The sequence below is a fragment of the Actinoplanes sp. HUAS TT8 genome (genome assembly GCF_051380535.1).
Lineage (GTDB): Bacteria > Actinomycetota > Actinomycetes > Mycobacteriales > Micromonosporaceae > Actinoplanes.
The window spans coordinates 4422042-4446154 of record NZ_CP195646.1 but is presented as its reverse complement, the minus strand read 5'-3'; the positions used below and the strand labels follow the sequence as shown (position 1 = coordinate 4446154).

Annotated in this window: 17 protein-coding genes; 4 read left to right on the top strand and 13 right to left on the bottom strand. The window is 69.1% G+C overall.

Annotated elements, in window-relative coordinates; genetic code table 11:
- Window positions 1–2154, bottom strand: a complete 2154-nt coding sequence (locus ACSHV8_RS20015; protein ID WP_436535246.1) for a rhamnogalacturonan lyase — start codon at window positions 2152–2154, stop codon at window positions 1–3.
- A gap of 186 nt (window positions 2155–2340) precedes the next feature.
- Here ACSHV8_RS20015 and ACSHV8_RS20010 point away from each other — a divergent pair, with 186 nt between their 5' ends.
- Entirely contained in the window at window positions 2341–4149 is a 1809-nt protein-coding gene (locus tag ACSHV8_RS20010; RefSeq protein WP_436535245.1) for a rhamnogalacturonan lyase, read from the top strand.
- A gap of 22 nt (window positions 4150–4171) precedes the next feature.
- Here ACSHV8_RS20010 and ACSHV8_RS20005 read toward each other — a convergent pair whose 3' ends face one another.
- Complete coding sequence (locus ACSHV8_RS20005; protein ID WP_436535244.1) at window positions 4172–5164, bottom strand: NADPH:quinone oxidoreductase family protein; 993 nt, start codon at window positions 5162–5164, stop codon at window positions 4172–4174.
- Window positions 5106–5561: a MerR family transcriptional regulator gene (locus ACSHV8_RS20000; protein ID WP_436535243.1), complete on the bottom strand. Its 456-nt coding sequence runs from the start codon at window positions 5559–5561 to the stop codon at window positions 5106–5108. Before ACSHV8_RS20000 ends, ACSHV8_RS20005 begins: the two co-directional genes overlap by 59 nt.
- A gap of 200 nt (window positions 5562–5761) precedes the next feature.
- On the opposite strand from ACSHV8_RS20000, the gene ACSHV8_RS19995 reads away from it, so the two are divergent.
- On the top strand, window positions 5762–6061 hold the full coding sequence (locus ACSHV8_RS19995) for a hypothetical protein (protein WP_436535242.1): 300 nt from the start codon (window positions 5762–5764) through the stop codon (window positions 6059–6061).
- Between the two features lie 652 nt (window positions 6062–6713).
- Here the strand turns inward: ACSHV8_RS19995 and ACSHV8_RS19990 are convergent.
- A complete protein-coding gene (locus tag ACSHV8_RS19990) occupies window positions 6714–7676 on the bottom strand; it encodes a LacI family DNA-binding transcriptional regulator (protein WP_436535241.1) in 963 nt (320 codons plus the stop codon).
- 49 nt (window positions 7677–7725) lie between these two features.
- Window positions 7726–10383 (bottom strand): tetratricopeptide repeat protein, encoded by a 2658-nt coding sequence (locus ACSHV8_RS19985; protein ID WP_436535240.1) that lies wholly within the window; start codon window positions 10381–10383, stop codon window positions 7726–7728.
- Between the two features lie 222 nt (window positions 10384–10605).
- Between ACSHV8_RS19985 and ACSHV8_RS19980 the strand changes: the two genes are divergently transcribed.
- Window positions 10606–10752: a hypothetical protein gene (locus ACSHV8_RS19980; RefSeq protein ID WP_436535239.1), complete on the top strand. Its 147-nt coding sequence runs from the start codon at window positions 10606–10608 to the stop codon at window positions 10750–10752.
- A gap of 52 nt (window positions 10753–10804) precedes the next feature.
- On the opposite strand, the gene ACSHV8_RS19975 is transcribed toward ACSHV8_RS19980, so the two are convergent.
- The 4 genes from ACSHV8_RS19975 to ACSHV8_RS19960 form a co-directional block, all read right to left on the bottom strand.
- Entirely contained in the window at window positions 10805–14074 is a 3270-nt protein-coding gene (locus ACSHV8_RS19975; protein WP_436535238.1) for a discoidin domain-containing protein, read from the bottom strand.
- On the bottom strand, window positions 14071–15468 hold the full coding sequence (locus ACSHV8_RS19970; RefSeq protein ID WP_436535237.1) for a family 43 glycosylhydrolase: 1398 nt from the start codon (window positions 15466–15468) through the stop codon (window positions 14071–14073). The genes ACSHV8_RS19975 and ACSHV8_RS19970 overlap by 4 nt, the downstream gene beginning before the upstream one ends.
- 10 nt (window positions 15469–15478) lie before the next feature.
- On the bottom strand, window positions 15479–17884 hold the full coding sequence (locus ACSHV8_RS19965) for a beta-L-arabinofuranosidase domain-containing protein (protein WP_436535236.1): 2406 nt from the start codon (window positions 17882–17884) through the stop codon (window positions 15479–15481).
- Window positions 17885–18210: 326 nt separating this feature from the next.
- A complete protein-coding gene (locus tag ACSHV8_RS19960) occupies window positions 18211–18738 on the bottom strand; it encodes a hypothetical protein (protein ID WP_436535235.1) in 528 nt (175 codons plus the stop codon).
- A gap of 150 nt (window positions 18739–18888) precedes the next feature.
- Between ACSHV8_RS19960 and ACSHV8_RS19955 the strand changes: the two genes are divergently transcribed.
- Entirely contained in the window at window positions 18889–19509 is a 621-nt protein-coding gene (locus tag ACSHV8_RS19955; RefSeq protein WP_436535234.1) for a TIGR00730 family Rossman fold protein, read from the top strand.
- Here ACSHV8_RS19955 and ACSHV8_RS19950 read toward each other — a convergent pair.
- The 4 genes from ACSHV8_RS19950 to ACSHV8_RS19935 form a co-directional block, all read right to left on the bottom strand.
- Entirely contained in the window at window positions 19467–21026 is a 1560-nt protein-coding gene (locus tag ACSHV8_RS19950) for an alkaline phosphatase D family protein (RefSeq protein WP_436535233.1), read from the bottom strand. The genes ACSHV8_RS19955 and ACSHV8_RS19950 overlap by 43 nt on opposite strands.
- Before the next feature lie 78 nt (window positions 21027–21104).
- Window positions 21105–21605 (bottom strand): flavoprotein, encoded by a 501-nt coding sequence (locus ACSHV8_RS19945; protein WP_436535232.1) that lies wholly within the window; start codon window positions 21603–21605, stop codon window positions 21105–21107.
- Window positions 21606–21617: 12 nt separating this feature from the next.
- Window positions 21618–22568 (bottom strand): FAD-dependent oxidoreductase, encoded by a 951-nt coding sequence (locus ACSHV8_RS19940; protein WP_436535231.1) that lies wholly within the window; start codon window positions 22566–22568, stop codon window positions 21618–21620.
- Window positions 22565–24112, bottom strand: a complete 1548-nt coding sequence (locus ACSHV8_RS19935; RefSeq protein ID WP_436535230.1) for a carph-isopro domain-containing protein — start codon at window positions 24110–24112, stop codon at window positions 22565–22567. The genes ACSHV8_RS19940 and ACSHV8_RS19935 overlap by 4 nt, the downstream gene beginning before the upstream one ends.
- Between the last annotated feature and the right edge of the window lies 1 nt (window position 24113).

Below are 24113 nucleotides of genomic sequence, written 5' to 3'. Positions count from 1 at the left end.
TCACGGCCGCGGAACCTTCGACCAATCGGTGTCCGAGGCCAGGTAGAAGCTCGGATAGGACGGCTGGTTGTAGGTGGTCTGCTGCCGGGCGACCTCGACGCGGTACTGGGGGTCGTGCATGAGCGTGTACAGCTTGTGGCCGGTGACCTCGGTGCCGGTGAAGATCCGCACGGCACTGCTGTCGGCCGTACGCAGGAAAAGCTCTTCTCGCCAGTCGCCCAGGACGTCGGCGATGAGCGAGGCGTTGCCCTTCGTGCCGTTGTTCGACAGCGTGCCGGTGGCGGTCAGCAGGGTGCCGCGTCGCCAGTCGTCGATCGTCGGGGTGACCGTGCCCGCGCCGTTGAGGATCTGCGTGGTCAGGTCGGCCGACCAGCGGATGCTCTGGTTGGTGCCGGGCAGCGTGTCGGCGAGCTTGCGGCCGTCGGCGGTGTAGAGCCCGAGCGCGCCGGAGCCGCCGGGCAGGCTGGCCCACGCCTCCAGGCCGGGTTCCTCGGACAGGACGTCACCGATCATGCCGCGGCCGGTGTCGACACCGGAGTAGGTGCCGAAAAGAACTTTTCCGGTACGGGCGTCGCGCATCGCCATGCCGTAGGGGGCGGCGGTGGCCCCCTCGTGCACCGTGAAGATCTCCAGTCCCGGGCGCTGCGGATCGATATCGGTCACGTGCATGGCGTCGCCGTGCCCGAGCCGGGCCGTGCTCCCGTCCGGCATGGTGCCCGACGACGAGTAGAGCAGCGAGCCGTCGTCGTCGATGGTGGCGCTGCCGTAGACGATCTCCTGCCGCCCGTCGCCGTCCACGTCGGCCGCGCTCAGCGAGTGGAAGCCCTGCGTGGTGATCGTGCCGAACTCCCGCGAGGTGCCGTCGCGTCCGTGCGGGGTGTCGTCGAACGGGTTCGTCATCGGCACCCAGCCGCTGTCGACATACCAGTTCTCGACCAGGTGGCGGCCGTTCCAGCGGTAGGCGATCAGGGTCGTGCGGGTGTAGTAGCCGCGGGCGAACACCGCCGACGGGTGCCGGCCGTCGAGGTAGGCGACCCCGGCCAGGAACCGGTCGACGCGGTTGCCCGGCTCGATCCGGGGCATCGCGTAGTCGCCCCACATCAGGCCGTCGTCGGTCCGGCCCGGCTTGTACGGGATGGTCTCCAACTCGCGTCCCGACCGGCCCTCGAAAACGGTCAGGTACTCCGGGCCGTCGACGATGAAGCCCTCGAAGGCGCGCAGCACGTTCCGGGTGCTGCGGGCCGGGGCGTAGACGTCCATGAAGTAGTCGACCAGCGCCGACGCGTCGGCCCGGTTCAGCGGGTACGAGTAGCGCGGCTCGATGCCGAACGCCTGCTCCAGTGTCGCCGGCCAGTGCCCGGCCACCACCTCGGGATGCGTCGTCCAGCCCTGGAACATGGTGACCAGGTGCTCGTAGTAGCCGGCCGCGCTGAGCCGGTAGTCCTCGGTCACCTGGTGGCCGGGCGTGGTGATCGGGCGGCCCCGGCCGTCCCGGGTCCCGGGCGCGGTCTTCATCATGATCTCGCTGCGGCCGTCGCCGTCGAAGTCGTAGACCAGGAACTGGGTGTAGTGCGCGCCCGCGCGGATGTTGACGCCCAGGTCGATGCGCCAGAGCAGAGAACCGTCCATCTCGTACGCGTCGACGTAGACCTTGCCGGTGTAGCCGACCTGCGAGACGTCCTTGGAGTTGGACGGATCCCACTTGACGATGTACTCGTACTGCCCGTCGCCGTCCACGTCCCCGACGCTCATGTCGTTGGCCGAGTACGTGTACCCGTCGCCGTCGGCCGGTTTCTGCAGCGGCAGGTCGTAGTGGTTCTCGGCCCACGGCTTGACCGGTTCGCTGCGCGCGCCGCCGGCCGGGGCGACCTGGTACGTCGAGGCTGTCGTGCCGTCCGGGTCGAGGTAGTTGGTGCTGTCGGTGACCGTGGCGATCCGCTTGCCGTCCCGGTAGACCCGGAAAGGCGCGCTGGTCACGCCGGTGGCGGAGTGCCCGGTGGCCTCGGGCCCGAGCAGACGCCAGCTGAGGAAGACGCCGTTGCCGGTGGCCGCGGCGACCAGGCCACGGTCGAGTCGTTCGAGGGTCCTGGTGGCGGCGGCCGCGGGTGCCGTGGGAAGCAGCAGGAGCAGGATGACCAGCAGGGCTCGTCGCATCGGTCCTCCTCGACAGGAAAGCGCATTCCCGCAGAATCCTCTACCCGGCTCCGGCCCGGGTCAACAGGTCGATGAATCCTTTCAGGAATTTGAGTCGGTCTATGGCTTACGTTGCCGTGGTGTTACGGTCCGGTTAACCGCTTCAGTAGCGGTGCGTCCCTGTCCTCAACCACGTTGGGATCCCCCATGCGACGCAAAATCCTCTGCGGCCTGTCCGTGGCCGCCGTCCTGCTCACCACCGGCGGAATCCCCACCGCCGCGGGCGCCGCGGTCACACCGGCGGCCGTCGACAACCTGGATCGCGGGCTGATCAGCCTGCGGACCACGGGCGGCAACTTCCTGTCCTGGCGCCTGCTCGCCTCCGACCCGGCGGGCATCGCGTTCGACGTGTACCGCGGCTCGACCAAGGTGAACACCGCCCCGATCACCAAGGGCACCAACTTCACCGACGCGGGAGCGCCGGTCGGGGCGACGTACACGGTGAAGCCTTTGATCAATGGGGTGGAGACCGCCTCACTGAAGGCCGCCACACCCACGACGGCCCTGGCCGCGGCCTACCAGGACGTGCCGATCCAGATCCCGGCCGGTGGCACCACGCCCGACGGGGTGGCCTACACCTACTCGGCCAACGACGCCTCGGTCGGCGACCTGGACGGCGACGGCTCCTACGAGATCGTCCTCAAATGGGACCCGTCCAACTCCAAGGACAACTCGCAGTCCGGGTACACCGGGCCGGTCATCATCGACGCGTACAAGCTCAACGGCACCCGCCTGTGGCGGCTCAACCTGGGCAAGAACATCCGGGCCGGTGCGCACTACACCCAGTTCCAGGTCTTCGACTACGACGGCGACGGCAAGGCCGAAGTGGTCATGAAGACCGCCGACGGTACGACCGACGGCACCGGCGCGGTCATCGGCAGCTCCAGCGCCGACTACCGCAACTCGTCGGGCTACGTGCTGTCCGGGCCGGAATACCTGACCGTCTTCAACGGGCAGACCGGCAAGGCGATGGCCACCGCCGACTACGTGGTGCCGCGCGGCACCGTCTCGTCCTGGGGTGACAGCTACGGCAACCGGGTCGACCGATTCCTGGCCGGCACCGCCTACCTCAACGGCTCCTACCCGAGCATCATCATGGCCCGCGGCTACTACACCCGCTCGGTCATCGTCGCCTGGGACTACCGCAACGGCGCCCTCACCCGGAAGTGGACCTTCGACAGCAACTCCTCCACCAACGGGTCGGCCTGGACCGGCCAGGGCAATCACCAGCTCTCCATCGCCGACGTCGATGCCGACGGCAAGGACGAGATTTTGTACGGGGCGATGGCCGTCGACGACAACGGCGCCGGCCTGTGGGTCAACGGCCAGGGCCACGGCGACGCGTACCACGTCGGTGACCTGATCCCGAGCCGGTCCGGCCTGGAGATCTTCAAGGTCGACGAGGGCACCACGAAGCTGGCCGCGTGGATGGCCGACGCCCGCACCGGCGCGATCATCTGGTCCAACGCGTCCTGCGGCTGCGACAACGGCCGCGGCGTCTCCGACGACATCTACGCCGGCAGCCCCGGTGCCGAATCCTGGTCGTCCGGCGTCTCCGGCCTGTACAACACGTCCGGCCAGAACATCGGCCGCAAACCGTCGAGCACCAACTTCGTCATCTGGTGGGACGGCGACGCCCAGCGTGAACTGCTCGACGGCACCCACATCGACAAGTACGGCACCAGCGCCGACACCCGCCTGCTGACCGCGAGCGACGTGCACTCCAACAACAGCACCAAGGCCACGCCGTCCCTGCAGGCCGACATCCTCGGCGACTGGCGCGAAGAGGTCATCTGGCCGACCACCGACAACACCCGGCTACGCATCTACTCGACGACCGACAGCACCAGCATCTCGCACACGTCGCTGATGCAGGACCGGATGTACCGCGAGGCCGTGGCCTGGCAGAACACCGCCTACAACCAGCCGCCGCACCCGTCCTTCGCCATCTCCTAGAACGGTTCCGGGCCACCGTCGGTCAAGGGCGTAACGCCAGCTTGCCGACGGTGGCCCCGGCCGCCATCCGGGCCAGCACGGCCGGCCCGTCGGCGAGGTCCGCGACCGCCGGGCGGCCGGGCCGGTACACGCCGGCGGCGATCAGCTCGGCCAACTCGTCCATCAGCTCGGCGAACAGTTCCGGTGCGGCCGTGCCGAGGACCCCGATGTGCAGGCCGGTCACCTGGATCTGATGGTCGAAGACCAGGTCGCGGTTGGTCAGCGCGGCCTCGCCGCCGGCGTGACCGAAGACGACCACCCGGCCGGTGACCCGCCGGGCCGCGGCCAGAGCGGTGCGGAACGAGTCGCCGCCGATCGACTCCAGCACCAGGTCGGCACCCCGGCCACCGGTCAGCCGTCGCACCTCGGCGGCCACGTCGGCGGTGCGGCGATCGAGGACGTGGTGGGCGCCCAGGGTCCGTACCACATCATGTTTTGTGGTCGAGGCGGTGGCGATGACGGTGGCGCCGAAGTGCCGGGCGAGGGTCACCGCCGCCTGCCCGACACCGCCGGCCGCGGCGGTCACCAGCACGGTGTCGACGGCGGTGACCCGGCCCAGCGGCCGGAGCGCGGCCAGCGCGGTCGCCCAGTTCAGCACCAGCCCGAGCGCCTGCTCGTCGGCCCAGCCGGCCGGCACCGCCGTCACCGTCGCCGCGGGCAGCACCATGTACTCGGCGAAAGCGCCGTAGCCGGTGCCGATCACCCGATCGCCGACCACCGGGCCGGTCACGGCGGTGCCGAGCGCGACTACCGTGCCGGCAGCCTCGAAACCGGCCGTGTAGGGCGCGTGCGGCCCACCCTCGTACGTCCCACGGGTCTGCATGACGTCGGCGAAGTTGACGCCGGCCGCACCGACCCGGATCAGCACCTCGCCGGGGCCGGCCACCGGAACCGGTGCATCGGTGACCAGCCGCAGGTCACCCGGGCCGTGAAGGGTCGCCTGGCGCAGCGCGCGCATCGTCGCGGGAATGCTCATGCCGGGACGCTAGAACCATGACACCTGCGTCAGGGTCAAGCGCCGTCCGCGCCGCGAGCAGGTAGGCGCCGAGCGCGTCCCGGTTCCGGGTCAGGCTGCGGATGCGCTCATCGAGCTGGGCCACCTGGGCGGCCACCTGCTCGACCAGGTGATCGCACGGCACCTCGGGCATCAGATCGGTGGGCCCGTCCAGGTAGGGCAGCACCTCGCGGATGATCCGGATCGGCAACCCGTTCGCGATCATCGCCTGGATCTGCCGGACCAGCTCGACGGCGTCGTCCTGATACACGCGGTAGCCGTTGGCGCAGCGGCCGGGCCGCAGCAACCCCTCGACCTCGTAGTGGCGCAGGGCGCGCACGCTCACGCCGGCCCGCTGGGAGAGTTCACCGATCTGCACGCCGACAAGCTTGCTTCGCAGGCGTGCCGGTACGCAGCCCGCGGGACCCATTTCCGGAGAAATCGCCGTGCCCGCCGATCGGCCGCTCCCGAACGCGCGCTCGACGCGACGAGCGTGAGAATCACGGGTTTCACCCCGGCCGGGGTGCGGAGTTGAAACGCTTTCCCCATCAGCACGAGGGGGGATTCAAGGTGCACATGGTGACGATGATGATCGCGGCCGGTATCGCCGCTGCGACTCCGGCGGTGTCCGGGCCGCACTACACACCGGGCACGGTCTACTTCAACAAGACCGAGACGGCCGAGCTGACGTACCCGGTGGGCGTGGCCGCGGTGCGGGCGGTCACGGCCGAGCCGTTCGGGCGGCTGGTCGGCGCCAACGCGACCGAGATCATGGTGAAGGCGAGTTCCGCGAACGTGGTCGGGCAGTGCGTGAAGGTCACGGCCGACGGGACGATCGGAACGTACGGCGGCAACGACGGCGACGGGTACTGCCAGTGACGCCGGGACAGGCGTGGCCGCGGCGACGCCCTTGCGGCCCCTCGACCAGCTCCAAGCCGGCCTGAAGAAGCCGCCCCGGCCGTGTCCGGCGTTGTCCGGAGTTCTCGCCGAGGGTTCCGCCTGCCGGTTCCCGGGCTTGGTCGAGGTGGGCCCGGCAATCCCCGTCCGGACCGGGCGTCCCACAGATGGATCCCGTCGTCGCCGGCTACGGCGAGTGTGCGGGCATCCGTCGACAGCGCGAGGGCGTATCTCGGCTGGCTCGCGACGCGAATCGTCGTGACCGGCCGGGGCTGCTCGGACCCGGAGGCGTCCCACACCGTGACCGTCTCGCTCTTTCCGCCGACGGCCAGGAGCCCACCGGACAGGGCAACCGAGTCGACGCTGTCGGCGAGCGCGGGAACGGTCCAGGCCAGGGCTTCCGGTGCACCGTGTCCGAGCCGCCACAGCCGTACGACGCCCTCGTTGTCCCCGGCGGCCGGCAACCCCGACGAGGGGTCGGTCGCGACGGCCACCGTGCCCTCCGAGGCGTGCAGACGACTGACCGGCGGGCCCGCGGCAGCGGTGAGCGGGCTGGACCGAGCCTGCGGGGTAGGGCTGATCCGATAAGCGGCCGCCGCCAGTTGGCCTGCGAGCGTACCGGCACTCCGGCCGGTCAGCTGGAGCCGCGGACGGTCAGGGCCGTCGGCAGGCGGCCGGGGGAGGGCAGCGCCGGATCGAGCAGGTGCCGGACCGCGGACGCGGCCTCCTCCTCCACCGGCATGAAGATCGACGACAGGTCGGCCGCCTCGGCCAGGGCACTGCCGTCGAAGCCGACGACGGCCACGTCGTCCGGCACGCGGCGACCGGCCTCCCGCAAGGCTTGCAGGACCCCCATCGCGGACACGTCGCAGGCTGCGAAGACGGCGTCCAGCCGCGGCTCCCGGGCCAGCAGGTCCTGGGCGGCGGCGTGGGCGGTGGCCCGGGTGAAGTCGCCGTGCGCGGACACCACGGTCAGCCCGGCCCCGGCCATCACCCGCAGGAAGCCGGCCTTGCGTTCCCGCGCGCACGGTGTGTCCGGCCCGAACACCGCACCGACCCGCCGCCGGCCGGTCGTCACCAGGTGCACCGCGGCCTGGAAGCCGCCGCTGTCGTTGTCGGGGGCGACGAACGGGACACCGGGCGCGCTCTCACCCAGTGCGATCGTGCGCCCGCGGCGCGCGTAGGCCGCGCCGGGCCCGGCCGGCATGTTGATCAGGATCCGGCCGAAGGGTGGGTCGGTGTCGGCCACCGGCGGGGCCGGCACCAGCCGCAACTCCAGCGCGACGTCCTGCCCGGCCAGGGCCCGCGTCGCCCCGGTGAGGACCCGGCTGTAGAACGGTTTGACGCTGAGCGCCTGCGGATCCGGGTCCACGATCAGGATCTCGATCCGCTCCCGGGTTCCGGCGCTGGCCCGCCCGGTCGCCAGGGCCCGCGCCACCCCGTGCGGCTCGAACCCGAGCCGCTCGGCGACGGCTCGCACCCGGTCGCGCACCTCGTCGGAGACGCCGTAGGCGCCGTTCATCGCCCGCGACGCAGCGGCCCGGGACACCCCGGCCACTCGTGCGACATCGGCCAGTTTGGTCCGGGCCTGCTCCATCACCGAACGATATCCGACGATGGGAGCGTGATCATCGCCTTGGCGCGCGTCAACCGGTGTGCGTCCGTTTGAGATACCGGGCCGCCGGTCCGTGCTCTGCCTCTTGCGCGAGTTCCGTGGCTTCCGCGACGTTGCCGGAACGCCGGGCGATCCCGCTCAGCCCGAACAGCATGTTGACGAGCGTCTTGGAGAAGGCGGTCGGGTCGGCCGCCACCAGCTTCCGGCACACCAGCAGGGCCTCTTCGGCGACCTGGGACACCTCTTTCTGCGGCCGGCCTCCTTCCGCCAGGTGATGGGCCAGGTTGTAGAGATTGACCCCGAGCAGAGGCAGCTGGCCGGCCGGATTCGTGAGGGCCAGTTCACGGGCCAGGGCGACCGCTTCAACCGCGAGATCGATCGCTGCCTCTGGATTCCCGGCATCGGCCATGACATTGCCCATCGAATTCAACGCGGTGGCCAGTTCGGGGACGGCCGAGGGCATCGTTCCCACGAGCTCTCGATAGATGCTCACGGACTGTTGGCCCGGCGTGATTGCCTCCGTGGCGAGTCCGCTCTCGTTCAGTCGCGCGGAAAGGTGGTGCAACGCGAGGGCCAGACATTTCGTGAAGTAGGCCCGGCGCGGGGCCAGCCGTGAGTAGATCTCTACCGCGGATCTCGCCGCCTGGATCGACTCCTCGGTACGACCGGACGCGCCCAGTTGGACACTGAGGTTGTCGTACCCCAGCGCGACGTGGTGGTCGTAACCCTCCGCGTCCGTTCGCGGCATGGCCTTCCACAGATCGAGGGCTTCCCGGACGGCTCGCAGCGCCTCGTCGTGCCGGTCGAACGTGGCGAACGACACCGCCATTCCTCGGAGGGCCGCGGCCAGGGCCGGATCGTTTCGTTCCCTGGGTACGCCGGTTATCGTCCGGCGGATGCGGACTGCCTTCTCGGACTCGGCCAGAGCGCGTTCATGCAGCCCGGCCTCCCGCAGCCATGAGGCGAGGCGGACGTACAGATAGGCCTGGGTGTCCAGGTCGGTGTGGGGAACGACCCGATCGGTGTAGCGCTGTGCGATCGCCGCGATGCCCTCGGCGGCGTCGCTCTGCCAGTCGTTCGGGAACGCATCCTGCAAGGCCTGCAGGGCCGTGGTGGGAAGGTCGGGAAGTTCACTGATGGCGATCAGCGCCGGACTTCCGGCCGTCATCATCAACCCGGGCCTGGCCGTCACCAACGGGTAGAGAAGGCCGTGGGCGATGTGGGGCCAGCGCTGGGCGCAGGCGGTCAGCACCGCCATGAACTTGGGAAAGTAGTCCGGCCGGGGATCCTCCGCGGTCGGCAGCAGGCGCTGCACCGCGGGCGTGGTCCAGGGATCGGGTGTGGTCGCGGCCGGAGAACCCGGGATCTGAAGCGCGATGAAGTCCTCGGCGAGCCGATCCGGGTAGAGGGGATTCAGCACCGACATGCCGTCCTCGGCCGGGTAACAGGCGAAGTGGTCGTCGAGAACCTGATCCGGTGATGCGCCTCCGAGCCCCACCCGGTTGAGCGCCGCGGTGGCGTCGAACCAGTCGTGCGGCCCGGTGAGTGCCGCGAGGAAGACCGCCCGGGCCATGGTCGCCGGTGAGGTCACCATCGGCTCGGCCGGCTTGTCGTGCATCTGTCGCCAGTAGTCCAGCTCACGATCGAGCAGGTAGGCGGAGAACGAGGCGGGGTCGGTCGGACCCCGCACGCCGCGCATCGCCGCGTCCGCCGCGACCAGCGCGGCCATGTGCAGGGTGAGCGCCTGGCCCGCGTTCTCGTCGCGGACGAGCGCGGCCGGCAATTCGGGACGAGTTTCTGGCTCAGCCCCCAGCACCGCGGCGAACTGGGCCACGGCGAGTGCGTAGATCGCCTTTCGCTCCTCGACGGAGATCCCTAGTCGGGGGATGCGGAGCATGTCGGCGCTGACGCTGCGTTGCCGCAGGTGCTTGCGCAGGACGTCCCACCAGATACGCGCGGATCGGGCGAGCAGGATCACCCGGACCGGCACCGTCGTCCCGGTCAGCATGTCGTCGATCAGCAGGAGGAGATGCGCCGACGGCCATCGCTCCGCGTAGTCGACGAGGATGATCAGTCCGCGCGACGCCGCGGCGCGGCGGCTGCTCGCCCGGCGGGCGATCGGCCGCAGATCGACGGTGTGCCTCGCCTCGACAGTCGCCCATCCATCGCTCCCGGCGCAGAATCGGTGGGCCAGCCGGGTCTTGCCCTCGCCCCCGGCACCGACCACGAGCGTGACGGCAACCATCGATGAGTTGTCGTCCCGCCAGGCCGCGAGCCGGCCGAGTTCCTCGGAACGACCGTAGAAGTCGACAACCGCCCGGTGCGCCTCCAGCAGGGCGCTGAGCGACTCTTCGGCGGGGCTTCCGGCCGGCCTCAGTTCCTGCAGGTGGTAGGGCTTCGGCGGGGCCGGGTCGGCCGGTTTGGGATCCAGCTCCGCGCGTTCGGCGTGCCGACGGGCGGCGCGCTGCCGGTCCGGGCCGGCCCCCAGTGCGGCGGCGACACGTTCGGCGAGGTCCGGGCCAGGGGTCCGCTTGCCCTGCAGAATGTCGCTGACGTAGCCCGGCGACGTTCCGGCCGCCTCGGCGATCTTCCGCAACGACGGCAACGATCGCGCAGCACGTAGCTCCAGCAGAAGTTCGTGGAGCTCGCGGGCTCCACCGTAGAGCGAGCTCGCTTCCCGTCCCGGCATCGTTCATCCCCCGGCCTGTTCGCTGGCACCCAGCGAACAGGAGCCCGTCGCGGCTGGTCAAGCTCGGATCCGGCGGCGCTGTTCGCGGCCGGTCGGGCGACGGCGGCCGGCGGTGAAGGCTCATCGCATCGAGACCTTCAGGACGGAGTTGAGATGCGACTACCACTGCGAACCGCTGTCATTCTGGGCGCCGCGGCATCCGGGGGTGCGACGGGTGGGACGGTGGCCGCTGCCCTCGCGCATGCCCTGGGCATGCCGGTTCAGGGAGTCGAGTCACTGGCGGCCACGGTCATCACCCTCTGGATCTCCGGCCGGCTGGACCGGCTTGTCGACGATGATCGGAAAGACCGGCGGCCCGATCGGCAGTAGCCCGGACGACCGGGCCGGGCACGGGGCGCAATCCCCGTGCCCGGCCCGGCGGTCAGCTGAAGGCCTTCACCTCCAGCAGGCCCACCGAGGCCGTGCCGCTGGTCAGGGCGACCCGCAACCTGGTCGTGCTGAGCTGCGGGAACGTGACCACGTTGTACTGGTTGGCGGCGACCGGATACCCGCTGGCCGACGGCACGTCGACGTACGCCGTGCCGTTCCAGTACTGGAGTTTCCACGACGCCGGCAGGTCGATGCCCTGGCCGTCGTCGAAGAAGTAGACCTGGGCCGAGGTCAGCGACTGCGCCGACGGCCAGGTCAGCTCGGCCCACTGCTGGCCGGTGTTGGGCCACGTACCCCATCGGGGGTTGACGGTGTCGTTGGACGACGGCGGGTCGATGCCGTCGTTGAGCGCGTTCACCGACTCCCACGACGAGGTGTACGACGCGCTCGGGGTGGCCGTGAGCGCCAGGTTGGTGGAGACCGGCGGTACGACCGTGCCCCGCTGGTACAGCTTGAGTTCGGTCAGCCCGGTCTTGGCCGTGCCGGTGGGCTGGGTGAACTGGATCCGCAGCCGGGTCGTGCTGACCGGGGTGAAGTTCACCTTGTTGTAGTTGGACTGCGGTGCGGTCGGTGTCTTGACCTGTGAGGTTGCGGCGACGAAGGCCGAGCCGTTCCAGTACTGCACGGTGTAGGCCGACGGTGGCCGGTACCGGTTGGTGGCCCGGTCGTTGCGGAAGTAGATCCTGGCCTCGTCGACCGTCTTGGCCGTGCCGAGGTTGACCTCGTACCAGTCGGTGGCGTTGGTGCTGCCGTAGCTGCCCCACAGCGGCGAGTTCGTCGGCAGCCCGTCGACCGCGGCCGCCGTGGTCGTCCCCGAGGTGGTGTACGACGCCGAGGTGGTGGCTCCCGCGGCCAGGTTGGTGGCGGTCGAGGTCAGGTCGACCCCGGCCTTGGCGAACACGTCGGTGATCCGGTCCCCGCCGAGCACCACGTTCTGCGGCGCCTGCAGCGACGTGAACGCCGCGCTGTACGCGACCGTGCCGGAAGAACCGGTCGGGAAGGTGACCGCCCCGGTCGCCGGGTTGTAGGTGAACGGGGTGAGCTGGTTGACGGTCGCCACCCGGGTCCCGTTCAGGAAGATCGAGTAGCCCTGCGGGACGCCGCTGTACTTGACCACGCCGTCGGCCGGGTCGTCCCAGACGACCGAGAGGTCGGCGTTGCGGTAGCGCAGGTTGTTGACCGCGAAGTTGGGCCAGCCGATGTTGATCGGGGACAGTTCGATCTGCGCGTCGTTGCGCGGGCGCAGCCCGGCCACGTCCTCGATGATCGTCCAGTTGCTGCTGCCCAGGATGTTGTGGTGGATCCACGACCGGTACGTGATGGCGCTGCCGTTCCAGTCGGCCCAGAACTCGTTGGCGTCCGGCCAGTCGGTGTTGCCGTTGACGTACTGCGCCCAGCTGTTCCAGTAGAGCAGCTTCTTGTAGTCGTCGGCGCTCATCCACTGGTTGGGGTAGTTGCGCAGCACCGACGAGTAGAGCCGGAACTGCACGGTCGAGTTGATCGTCGAGAAGTTGTTGCTGCCCGGGCTGCCGGCCGCGGCGGCCGCCGCCTTGTCGACCTGGTTCGCCGTGTAGAACGGGAAGATCGGGTACTGCGCCGGGTCGGCGAACAACCGCAGCGCCTGGCGGTACTCGGCGGTGTTGGGCATGAGCCCCACCGCGTACGGATAATAGTTGTTGATCTCCTTCCAGGGCACGAACGTGTTGGTGGCGACGTGCTTGTGCTCCAGGAGTTGGTCGGCCGGGTTCCAGAGCGTGTTCACGACACCGTTCTTGATCCGGTCGGCGAGCGTCTGCATCTCGGTCGCCTTGGCCGTGTTCCCGGCCAGGGTGTACGCGTCCCGGGCGGCGTTCGCGGCGCTCCAGACGTACGCCGTCTCGGCCCGGTCCAGGTTGCCGGCCTTCCAGTGGAACGACACGGCGTCGGCGTCGTTGCCGGTCATCGCGCCCCAGTCGTACTCGATGACGCCGTTGTTGTTGGTGTCGTAGGTGGCCAGCTGCCCCTTGGCGTCGCCCTCGGCGTACCGGGCGAAGTTGTTCAGCATGGCCGGTTGCCCGCCGTGGATCTGGTACGCGCGCCACGCCGCCTCGGCGATGTACTGCGTGTACGAGTTCGACCAGTTCTCCGGGTCACCCGGGTTGTCGACGAACCGGCCGTTGGCCGAGTACTGCCCGACCGCCAGGTACGGCCCGTAGGAGTACTCGGCGTTCCGCAGGTATTTCAGGTCGTCGATGTGCATCGGCTGGGTCAGCGCGATCGCGTTGTTGTACCCGGTCGCGCCCTCGACCGACTGCGGGAACTGGAAGTCCTGCCCGGGGATGTCGGCGTCCAGATAGTTGAAGCGCATCAGCCACCAGCGGTAGTAGATGTTCTTCTTGATCGCCGGGTCCGGAACATCGATGTACGGGACGTTGTCGGCCCACCACTTGTTGTACGCCCGCACGTGCGTCGCGAACGCGTCGGCCGCACTCAGCGCACGATAGGAGTTGTAGTCGGTCAGCGACGCCGGGATCTCGTTCGCGACCATGCCCAGCTGCACTTTTGTGGTCACGGTGGCCCCGGCGGCCACGGTCACCGACCGGCTCAGCGCGCCGCTGGCCGCGGTGAACCCGTCACCCGAGAACCGCGGATAGATCGTGGTCAGGCTGTTCTTCACCGCGCGGGTGCCGGTCAGCTCGGTGCCGCTGACCGTGGTGGCGTAGGGCGAGGTCGCGTTCAACGTGATCGTGGCCGACGCGGTGCCGGTGTTGACCACGGCCAGGTTGGTGACCATGACGTTGTTGTTGGTGATGTACCGGGTCGCCTCGACCCGCAAGGTGCCGCTGGTGTGCACGGTCTTCGCGTAGCTGGGCGTCTGCTTGCGCTGCGCCGCCTGCTCGGTGAACGTGCCCGGCGAGGCGGTCACCGCGTACGCGTTCTGGCTGCTGATGTTGTCCCAGTAGGCCGCGTTGCCGCCGAAACCGATCACGGCCGGGTTGTAGGTGTACATGAACGCCGCGCGCCCACGTGTCATCAGGAAGTTCCCGGCCGGGTCGCTGCCGTTGCGGGTCAGCAGCCGGTCCATCCAGAAATCGGTGCCACCCGATTCGGCGTCGTAGATCGCTTTCATCGTGTCGCCGGTGGAATAGGCGACCGGCGGCTGCGGAATGGTCGAACCGTTGAACGTGGGCAGGCCGATGGTCTGCGCGGCCTGCGCCGCCGTCGCCGGCAGGCTGATCACGGCCGCGACCAGGAGCAGAGTCATGCCGTAGGCGCGCTTCATGACTGGAATGCCTTCCACTCGAGGATGCCGGTGGAGTAGCCGCTGCGCGACGTGACGGACAACCGCAGACGGGTCGTACTGACCGTGTTGAACGTGATCACGTTCTCGGTGTTGCCATTCACCCCACAGGACGATTGCCCGGGTACGGCGACGTAAGCGCTGCCGTTCCAGTACTGCACCTGGCAGGAGGCGGGCACGTCGATGCCCTGGTTGTCGTCGAACCAGTACACCGACGACTTGTTGATCGACTGCGCGGTGGGCCACTGGTACTCGACCCATTGCGTGCCCTGTTGCGGCCAGTTCCCGTACGCCAGATTGGTTCTGTCCTGTGAATTGGCCGGTGTCCCGCCGTTGTTGATCGCGGCCAGCGACTCCCAGGATGAGACGTAGGAGGTAGAGGCGGTCGCGGAACTCGCCAGATTTGTCCCATTAGAAGAGCCGACGGTCGGAATTACCTTCTGGATCGTGCCGTCCGCGTTCCAGTACAGCTTGTCGACCGCCACCGACCTGCGGAAATTCCCGCCACCGGGCGCGTCGGCGGTGTGATAGACCAGGTACGACTGGCCGTTGAAGTCGACGATGCCGGCATGGTTGGTCGTCGACGACACCTGGCCGAGCACGATCCCGCGCTGCGTCCACGGCCCGAGCGGATTCGACGCGGTCGCATACCGCTGGCAGGCGTAATTCGAATTCGTCACGCAGCCGTTGGTGTCATTGGCCGCGTACATCAGGTAGTAGGTGCCGTTGCGCTTGAACATCCACGGCGCCTCCCAGTAATTGGTGAGCCCGGCCGGCGTGACCACCGACCCGACCGTGTTGATCATGTCGCTGGCCAGTTTGACCGCGCGCGGCCCCCAGTAACCGCCCCAATACATGTAGGCCTGGCCGTCGTCGTCCACGAACACCGTCGGGTCGATGTTGAGCCCGGACGAATTGGCCGTGCTGTCGCTGATCAGCGGCCCACCCTTGGCGTCGGTGAACGGCCCGAGCGGGCTGTTGCCGACGGCCACACCGATGTCCATCCACCCGGCGCCGTTGCCGTTGACCGACGTGTACCAGTAATACTTTCCGTTTCGCGGCTCGACCTCACCGGCCCACGCGTCCGCCCCGGCCCACGCGAACGTGCCGATGTTCGCCTTGGCGCCGTTGTCGGTCCAGGTATTGGCGTCGGTCGACGACAGGACGTGCCATTCGCGCATCACGAAATTGCTGCCGGTCGCCGTCGCCTCGTCGCGCCCGGCGTAGATGTACATCGTGTTGCCGACGACCAGCGGCGCCGGGTCGGCCGTATAGATCGCGGTGATGACGGGATTGGCGGCGGCCGCCGGGGTGGCCACCGCGGCGACCGCGGTGATCACGCCGCATGCGGCAGCCACCCATTTTCGGGCTGACATCTGGGCTCCTCTACTGAACCTGGGAAACCTCGGCCGCCGACAACGCCCGGCTGTAGATCCGGAAGTTGTCCACGGCCGCGGCGAGATAGGGATCGCCCGCGTACTGGGAGCGGCCGATCCAGTTCTGGGTGGTGGAACCGAGCGCCGACGGCCGGACCGTCAAAGCGCTGTTCCGGGCCACTTCGGCGCCATTCACATAGAGCACGCCGAGGTTGCCGGTGTGGGTGACCGCCACGTGCGTCCACGTGCCCGTGGCCAGCGCCGACGGGGCGTTGATCTGCTGCTCGGCGCCCGCGCCACCACTGGTGATGGCGTACCGGGCGGTGCCGGCGCTGCTGCGCGGCGTCAGGAACAGATACGACCCGGTGCCGCTGCCGAAATCGAAGACGCGCGTCCACGTCGTGGCGGTGTCGACCCGTACCCAGAAAGCAATCGAGAACGAGGTCGCGCCGCTCAGAATTCCGGACGGCAGATTGACGTACGCGTTGGAGCCGTTCAGCAGGACAGCGTTTCCCGCGCGTCCGGTCGTCCGCGTCGCGCCCCCGGCAAGCGTGCCGTTACGGGAGCTGCCGCCGGTGTCGAGCGCTGTGGTGCCGGATGTCTCGTCGAACAGGTATCTGATCTCCGGGGCCGGTGTTCCGGTGACGTTCCAATAGACCGAATAGCGCTGCCCGTGGGTTTTGTAGAACGGCCGCAGCAGCACCGAACCGGTCGTGTACTCCAGCGGCACCCCGGTGGCGGTCAGGCTGGACGGATCGAGTGTCGGCAATGCGGTCAGGTTCTGGGTGCCGAACTGCCCGGCCAGGACGATCGGTCCGTGCCGGACCGCCCGGACCGCGGCGTTGTCCGGCGTCGCCTCGGTGGTCAGCGCCATCGGCAGGCTGATGTCGACGACGTCGCCGCTGGCCCAGGTCCGGTTGATCGCCAGGTACGTGCCGGGCGTCGCCGTGCCGGTCACCGTGCCGTTGACCTTGACCTGCGCGCCGGTCGTCCACGACGGGATGCGGATCCGCAGATCGATCGCGCCGGCCCCGGTCACGGTCAGCCGCGACGTGGACGTCTCCGGGTACGTGGTGGTCTGCTGGATCGTGATGCCGAGCCCCGGCCAGGTCAGCGTCGAGGCGATGAACAGGTTCACGAACAGCGTGTTGCCGTTGTAGAAGTAGATGCTGTCGCCGTATTTGGTGTTGGTCTCCATGCCGGTGCCGTGACAGCAGGTGAAATTGTCGTAGTCGTTGCTGTAGCTCTTGATCCCACCGGCCCGCAGTGGCACGTAATAGCAGTGGAATCCGTGCGCCGAGCTCGGGTTCTGCGCGCCGAGCAGGTGGTTGTAGAGCGCCTTCTCGTAGAAGTCCATCCACTCGGCCGACCGGCTCGGATCGGTGAAGAACAGCTGCCGGGTCAGCTTCAGCATGTTGTACGAGTTGCAGCACTCGCAGGTGGTGTCCGACAGCTGGCTCGCGATCTGGTTCGGCGTCTGGAAGTACTCGCCGTTCGAATTACCGCCGATCGCGTACGAGTGCCGGCGCACCACGAAGTTCCAGAAGTTGACCGCGATGTCGCGATAGCGCGTGGTGCCGGTGGCGTGGAATCCGCGGATCGCCGCGATCGCCTTCGGGATCTGCGTGTTCGCGTGGAATCCGGCCAGCGCGTCGGTGTTGGCGGCGAGCGGGTCGAGGATCTGGGCGTGGTCGAAATACTGCGCGGTGGTCAGATGGGCGGCGTTCTCGGTGACCTGGTAGAGATTGAACAGCGTCTCCCCGATGCCACCGAACTCGGTCCGCAGCACTTGCTGGCGCTGGGCGTACGTCAAAGGGCTGTTTCTCGCCTGGACCCAGGCCGCTTTCCGTTCCAGAACGGTTCGGGCCTGCGCGTTCCCGGCGAGCTGATATTGGTCGAGCAGCCCCGCCACGATCTTGTGCAGCGTGTAATACGGCGCCCAGACGCTCTGCCCGCTCTCCAGACGATCGAAGAAGCTTTCCGGGTACGCCGACAGGAAGCCGTTCGATTTCTGACAGAGCGCGAGCTGAGCGACCAGATAGTCGCCCTTGGTCTTGAACGCCGTGTCACCCGTGCTCGCGTAGGCCTGCGCCAGCGCCGACAGCACGTGCCCGGTCGAGTGCCCGCGCAGCTCGGTCGTCGGCGACTCCCAGCCGCCGCACGGGGTGGCCGACGAGGCGAGGCCGGCGTTGACCCGGAACATGTGCAGCAGCCGGTCGGCGTCGAGGAAACGCAGGTACTCCTGGGTGCGCGCGGAGTTGTCGGCGAACGGGCCGGCGCCCAGACGGACGGCGGTGAGCGGGAACGCGTAGGCCGAGACGCCGCTGTCCGGCCGTGCCTCGGCCAGGCCGGGCAGCAGGGCCCCGGCCGCGCCGGCCGCACCGGCCAGGAGCAGTTCGCGTCGGGAGAGGGACATGGGGGATCACCTTTCGTCGGCGCCCGGTCAGCCGGGCATTGATCGACAGGTTTCGATTGATTCGGATGGAATCCACCCTTGCTGCGGGGGCGAGCGGTGTTTGCGGGCAGCCGGAATCGGCCGCCGGCGGGCGGGGATGTCTTGGTGATGTGGCGGTGGCCCGGAGTCCACCTTGGAGGTCAGCGTTCCTTACGAAAACGTTTTCGGCAAGATGTCAAGCACGTTACGAATAGAAACTCATGAACGGCCAATCCGCTGGTAGCACCCCCGTGGACCGCCACCTGGACCGAAAATCCACGAAACTCCCAGCAAGGAGCCGAGCGTGATTACCGCCGGTCCCGCCGGCGCTGCGCGCGAGACCTTCCGACCTTCGGCGTGCCGGGCAGGACCGCCGCGGCGGCCCGCAGCCGCGCGGTCCTTCGGGCCAGCCGGCGCAGGCGATGCTCCACCAGGCGGTCGACGTGCAACGCGATCCACCCGCACAACACCGCGAGCGGAATCTCGATCAGCGCGGCCGACAGCACCGCCGCGAGCATCTCGGTCCGGTTCGACAACGTCAGATCGAACCACGCGTCGACCACCAGCAGCGTCGCGGTCGCGCCGGCCACCAGCCCGACCCGGGGCTGCCCGCGCCAGGCCAGATAGGCGGTGGTGAGCAACCCGAGCACCAGCAGCACGTCGAACCCGACCCAGGCGGTCCGATAGTTGTCGGTGTGCATCCGCTGCGGCAGCGTGAACGACAGATAGACCGTCCACGGGATGGTCGCCGCGCCCAGCACCGCGAACAGCGGCGCCACCCACCTCGGCACGGGCCGGGGCGGCGACCCGTTCCCGATGACGTCAGTGCCGCTCACCCACCGAGCATGCCACCCGCCCGGTGACCCGCCGGGGCCGCCCACCCCAAAGATCACATTCATTTCGGCGTACGTGGTGAGCACCGCGGCCGGGCGGACGGCTCTGTGATAAGACCAGTGCGTTCGTCGCCGCTCCGCCGGAGGGACTCCATGCGCCGCCTCGCCGTCTTCATCGCCTCGTCCCACGGGAACGACCCGGCCTACGCCGGACTGGCCGCCGACGTCGGCGCCGAACTGGCCCGGCGGGGGATCGGCCTGGTCTACGGCGGCGGGCGCAGCGGCCTGATGGGCGTCGTCGCGGACAGCGCGTTGAAAGCCGGCGGCGAGGTCATCGGCGTGATGCCCCGGAGCATGATCGACCGGGAGTGGGCCCACCACGAACTCACCGAACTGCACATCTGCGAGACCATGCACGAACGCAAGGCGCTGATGGCCGAGCACGCCGACGCCTTCGCCGCCCTCCCCGGCGGGCTCGGCACCCTGGAGGAGATCTTCGAGGTGTGGTCCTGGCGTCAGCTGGGCCTGCACGCCAAGCCGGTCGGCCTGCTCGACTTCGGTGGCTTCTGGACGCCGCTGGTCGACGCGCTACGGGGCATCACCGACGCCGGGTTCCTGCCCGCCGCCACGCTCGACGACCTCGCCGTGGAACCGGACCTCGCCGCACTGCTCACCGCCCTGGACGAGCGAGTGACCGGTACGGCGGAGCCGGCCCACGGCCCGTCGTTCAATCAGCTCCGCACCAGCGCCGACGTTCCGGACTCCACCGTGTAGGAGGCGCTGGTGCTGACCGGGGCCTCCCGCACGGCGATCGTCTCGACCGTGCGCGCGTCCGTACGCCACTCGTGGCGGTCCACCACGCAGCGCAGATATCCGCGGCGCGAACCGTCGAAATAGCGCACGTGCGGGTTGAGCGTCGGGTTGAGCGCCTTGATCGGCGCGTCGAAGGCGGCCGGGAAGTCCGAACTCACCGAGGTGGCGGTGAACTCGACCGCGACCGAGGCCTGCTCGGGCCGGTCGAAGTCCAGCTTCAGCTCGCTGAACCAGCTGGAGTGGATGTCACCGGCGAGCACCACCGGGTTGGCGACCTTCGCGTCGTGCAGGTGCTGCAGCAGCCGGGTGCGCTGCGGCGCGTAGCCGTCCCACTGGTCGAGGTTGGCCAGCGTGGCCGGCCCGGCCCCGGTCGGGTTGGGGAACTTGATCCGGCTCATCATCACCTGCTGAGCGATGACGTTCCACCGGGCCGGACTGCGGTCGAGGCCACGGAGCAGCCAGCGTTCCTGATCCTCGCCGGTCAGCGTGCCGGCCGTGTTGGCCAGCCCGGCCTCGGCCAGACCGAAGTCGCCCGAGAAGCCGCCGGGCTGGTCGGTCCGGTACTGCCGGGTGTCCAGCACGTTGAACCGCACCAGCCGCCCGAAGTCGAAACGGCGGAAGATCCGCAGATCGGCGCAGCCCGGGCGCAGATCGGCCCGGATCGGCATGTGCTCGTAGTACGCCTGGTACGCGGCCGCCCGCTGCTTGGCGAACTGCGCCGGCGTCTGCCGCTCGGCGCCGGTGTCATCGACCTCGTCGACCAGGTTCGCGTAGTTGTTCTCGGTCTCGTGGTCGTCCCAGGTCACGATCCACGGGAACGCCGCGTGCGCCGCCCGCAGCGCCGGGTCACCCTTGTACTGCACGTGCCGGGCCCGGTAGTCGTCCAGCGTGACCAGCTGGTCGAGGCCGAGAGTCTGCGGCGTGGTGTGCCGGCGATCGGCGAACACGCTGGACGGGTCGTACTCGTAGATGTAATCGCCCAGGTGCAGGACCACGTCGAGGTCCTCGGCGGCCAGCCCCCAGTAGGCCGGCCAGTACCCGTTCTGGAAATCCTGGCAGTTGACGATGCCGAAGCGCAGCGAGCCGGTGGCGTGCGCGGTCCTGGTCCGCCCGGTCGGGCTGATCCGGCCCAGCGCCCGGAAACGGTAGAAGTATTCGTGACCGGCGTCCAGGCCGCGGGCGTCCACATGCACCGAATGCGCGAGCTCGGGCCGCGCGACCGTGCGGCCGGACCGGACCACCCGCCGGAAGTGCTCGTCCCGGGCCACCTGCCACTCGACCTCGACCGGCCGGTGCGGCAGACCGGTGTCGCTGATGAGACGCGTCCACAGGATCACCGCATCGGGCAGCGGGTCACCACTGGCCACACCGATGGGAAAGAGGTCGGCCGGCGCGGACGCGTACGCGGCGCCACCCGGAAGCGCAGCGGCACCCGCGGCGAGGGCGGCGGCGGAGAGAAGCTGACGACGAGTTGCCATGCCGCCCACCCAAGTCCCCGACCATGACGGCCGGGTGACGCCGGGGTGGACACCGCACTACCCATCGACGGCTTTGCATCACCGCACGTCCAGTGCCAGGTGCCACGGGAACTCGGTCGCGGCCCCCGGCTCGTGCGGCTCGAACACCACCCGGATCCCCTCGGCCCGCAGCCGCTCGACACTGCGGCGGAACGGCGCCCGGCCCGCGAGCGCGGTGTTCACATACGGCAGGACCAGGACAGGAATCCCCAGCCCGGGCGCCTCGGCGAGCAGCCCGAGCGCATAGATGTCGGCGATACCCAGCGCGAACTTGTTGACCGTGTTGTAGGTGGCCGGCGCCACCACGATGGCATCCGCCCGCGGGCTCCGCGGCTCACCCGGCTTCCGGTACCGGCTGCGGACCGGCCGCCCGGTCTGCCCCTCCAGCGCCTCCACGTCGATGAAGTCGACCGCCGCCGGCGTCGCGACGACCTGCACGGTCCAACCGTCGGCCAGCGCCGCCGCGACCAGTCGCCCCACCTCGCCGGCCGGCCCGGCCGCACAGACGATGACACAGAGAAGCCCGCCGCCAGAGTTCATAAGAGCGATTCTTCAGCGCCGGCGGAGAGCGAGTGCTACGACCTCCTCGGCACAACCCCATGACAGGGTGACTCCGGCGCCCCCGTGTCCGTAGTTGTGAATGACCCGGCCGTGGCTCTCGACCCGGACGCGTGCACGGGTAGGCCGAAGCCCGACACGATGGGCGAGGATGGTGGCGCTGCACAGGCTCGGCTCGATCTCCGAGCAGCGCCGGATGATCGCCTCGGCCATCGTGGAATCCGGCTGGCGATCCCATATGTCTGGTTGGGCGGTCCCGCCGAGGACAAGCCTGTCCCCAAAGGGATACCAGTGCGTCAGGTGGGGCGAGCTGCCGGTTTCTTCGGAGAAGAATTCGGTGATGCCGGGGTTCTCCACGACGACGAGCTGGCCGCGTACCGGGTAGAGGGCCCGGTCAGGGACCAGGGCGCGGGCGCCCATGCCGGCGCAGTTGACGACCAGATCGGCGTGTGTGGTGGCCTCGTGGAGACGGCTGATGGCCCGGGTCTCAAGTGATCCACCGGTCTCCAGAAAACGGTGCAGCAGGTAGTTGATATAGACCGGCATCTCCACCAGTGGTGCGGTGTACCGCCAAGCCGCCGAGAAACCCGTGGGTAATTCGTGCGGCGCGCACATGCGGAATCCGTGGAGCTCGAGAGACCAGGGTGGCGGACCTGCGGGAACGCGGGACGCTTCGATGCCGGCGACGAGACGGACGCCGCTCGACGGCTCCCGGCTGAGATCCTGGAGAACGGCGAGGGTGCGATCGCTCCACGCGGTCACGCGGTCGAGCGGTTCGGCGTGGTACGGCCCCCACATGGCACCGGCCGCCACGGAAGTGGTGTCGCCGGGATTCTCCGCTGTCCAGACCTCGACCCGGAAGCCTGCGCCGGCCAGGCATAGCGCCGTGGTCAGGCCGATGACGCCGGCGCCGATGACGATCGCCTCGCTACGTGTTCCGTTCACGTCGTCCGCGATCGTTGACCGCTGTTGCCGAGAGCCTGTTCGAGCCGGGGCAGAAGTCGCTCGACGGTGTGGTGGCGCTTGCGGCGACGAAGATCCACGGCGAGTGTGGTCAGCAGGGCCGTGCTGCGGGGCGAACGGACCCGCTCCAGGCGGGGCAGGGCGAGCTCAGCGACGGCGCACGCATCGTCGAGTTTGCCGTGAGCCGCATATCCGAGGGCGAGCCAGGCGCCCTCGTACATCGCTCGGCGCTGGTACGGCAGGCCGACAGGGCGTCGGTAGGCGCCAGTGCGCAGCAGGCCCGCGCCTCGGCGGAGCAGTGCACGTCCGTTCGATCTGTCGCCGGCGTCGACCGCGTTGCGGCCTGCGAGGATCATGGCGTATCCAGCTTGGCAGTCGAGATGATTGGCGGTCAGGTAGTACATCCACTCGGGATCACACTGTGCGGCGCGGTGCGTGAGGTGCTCTCGCGACTGCAGCCAGGCCCGCTCGCAGTCACGCGGCCGTCCCGCCGCGGCGTAGGCGAAGGCCAGCCGTGAATCGACCGACGCTCGTACGCTGGGCGCCGATCTGGCGGCGACCCGCCGGCTCGCCTCACCCAGAGTGACTCCGTCCACGACGTCTCCGAGCGACGCGGCCTGAAAGGAAAGGTCGGCGAGAATGTGCGCGGCCATCGGGCGGTAACCGGCTTCGTGAGCGGCCCGCAGCCCGGTGAACAGATATCGCTGCGCGAGGCCGTTCTGGGCCGCGTCGAACGCTTTCCAGCCGGCGAGCTGGGCCAGGTCGGCGAGGACGCGTAGAAGGCGCAGGCGAGTGCTGTCGCTGTGCCCGCCCTCGTGGAGAAGCAGCATGACAGCGCGCATCTGGGCGCCTACGTATTGCAGGCCGCTCGCGCCGCCCTGCTCGTCATCCAGGACCTGCAGTTTGGGCACAGTCGATTCGATCTGATCGACCAGAGGATCGTCCACCGTCGCCGGTGGCCGGGTCTCGCCGATGAGGGTCTGGTCGTTCAGGAACACGGTGACTGCGCGGGCGAGGGCGGAACCGGACACTGTCAGAAAGAGCCTGCGGTCCACCAGTCCTCCCAGCAGCCAGTCCTCAGCGATGTGAAGCAAGCCTCCGGCGGTCCATGGCGCCGCCATACCGACGCTGGAGTCCACCACCAGCGTGCCACCGGCCGGCACGTCGACGCCGGGCCAGAGATCGGCGGGAGTCACCCGTCGTCCCAGGCGTCGCGAGAGCACGTATGCGGCCAGTGCGGGCAGTGGACTGCGCGGGACCCCGCCGGCGTCACGCCAATGGTAGGGAGCCGTCTCGGCCAGTGTCGCGGGACCGAAACGTCGGTTGAGTTCGCGGGAGAGCGCACGTGGCGTCATGCCCGCCTCGATGAGATAGCCGGCCAATGCCTTGTTCGCGCGATCCCGTGTCGTGACGCCTCCTCCCGGAAACGATCGAAGTAGGGGCGATATTAGCCGGGTGAATTGATCATTTCCGGCCTGGTTGACGGATTTGACGGTTGGATCGCCTCCCCTCCCGGTCGAACTCACG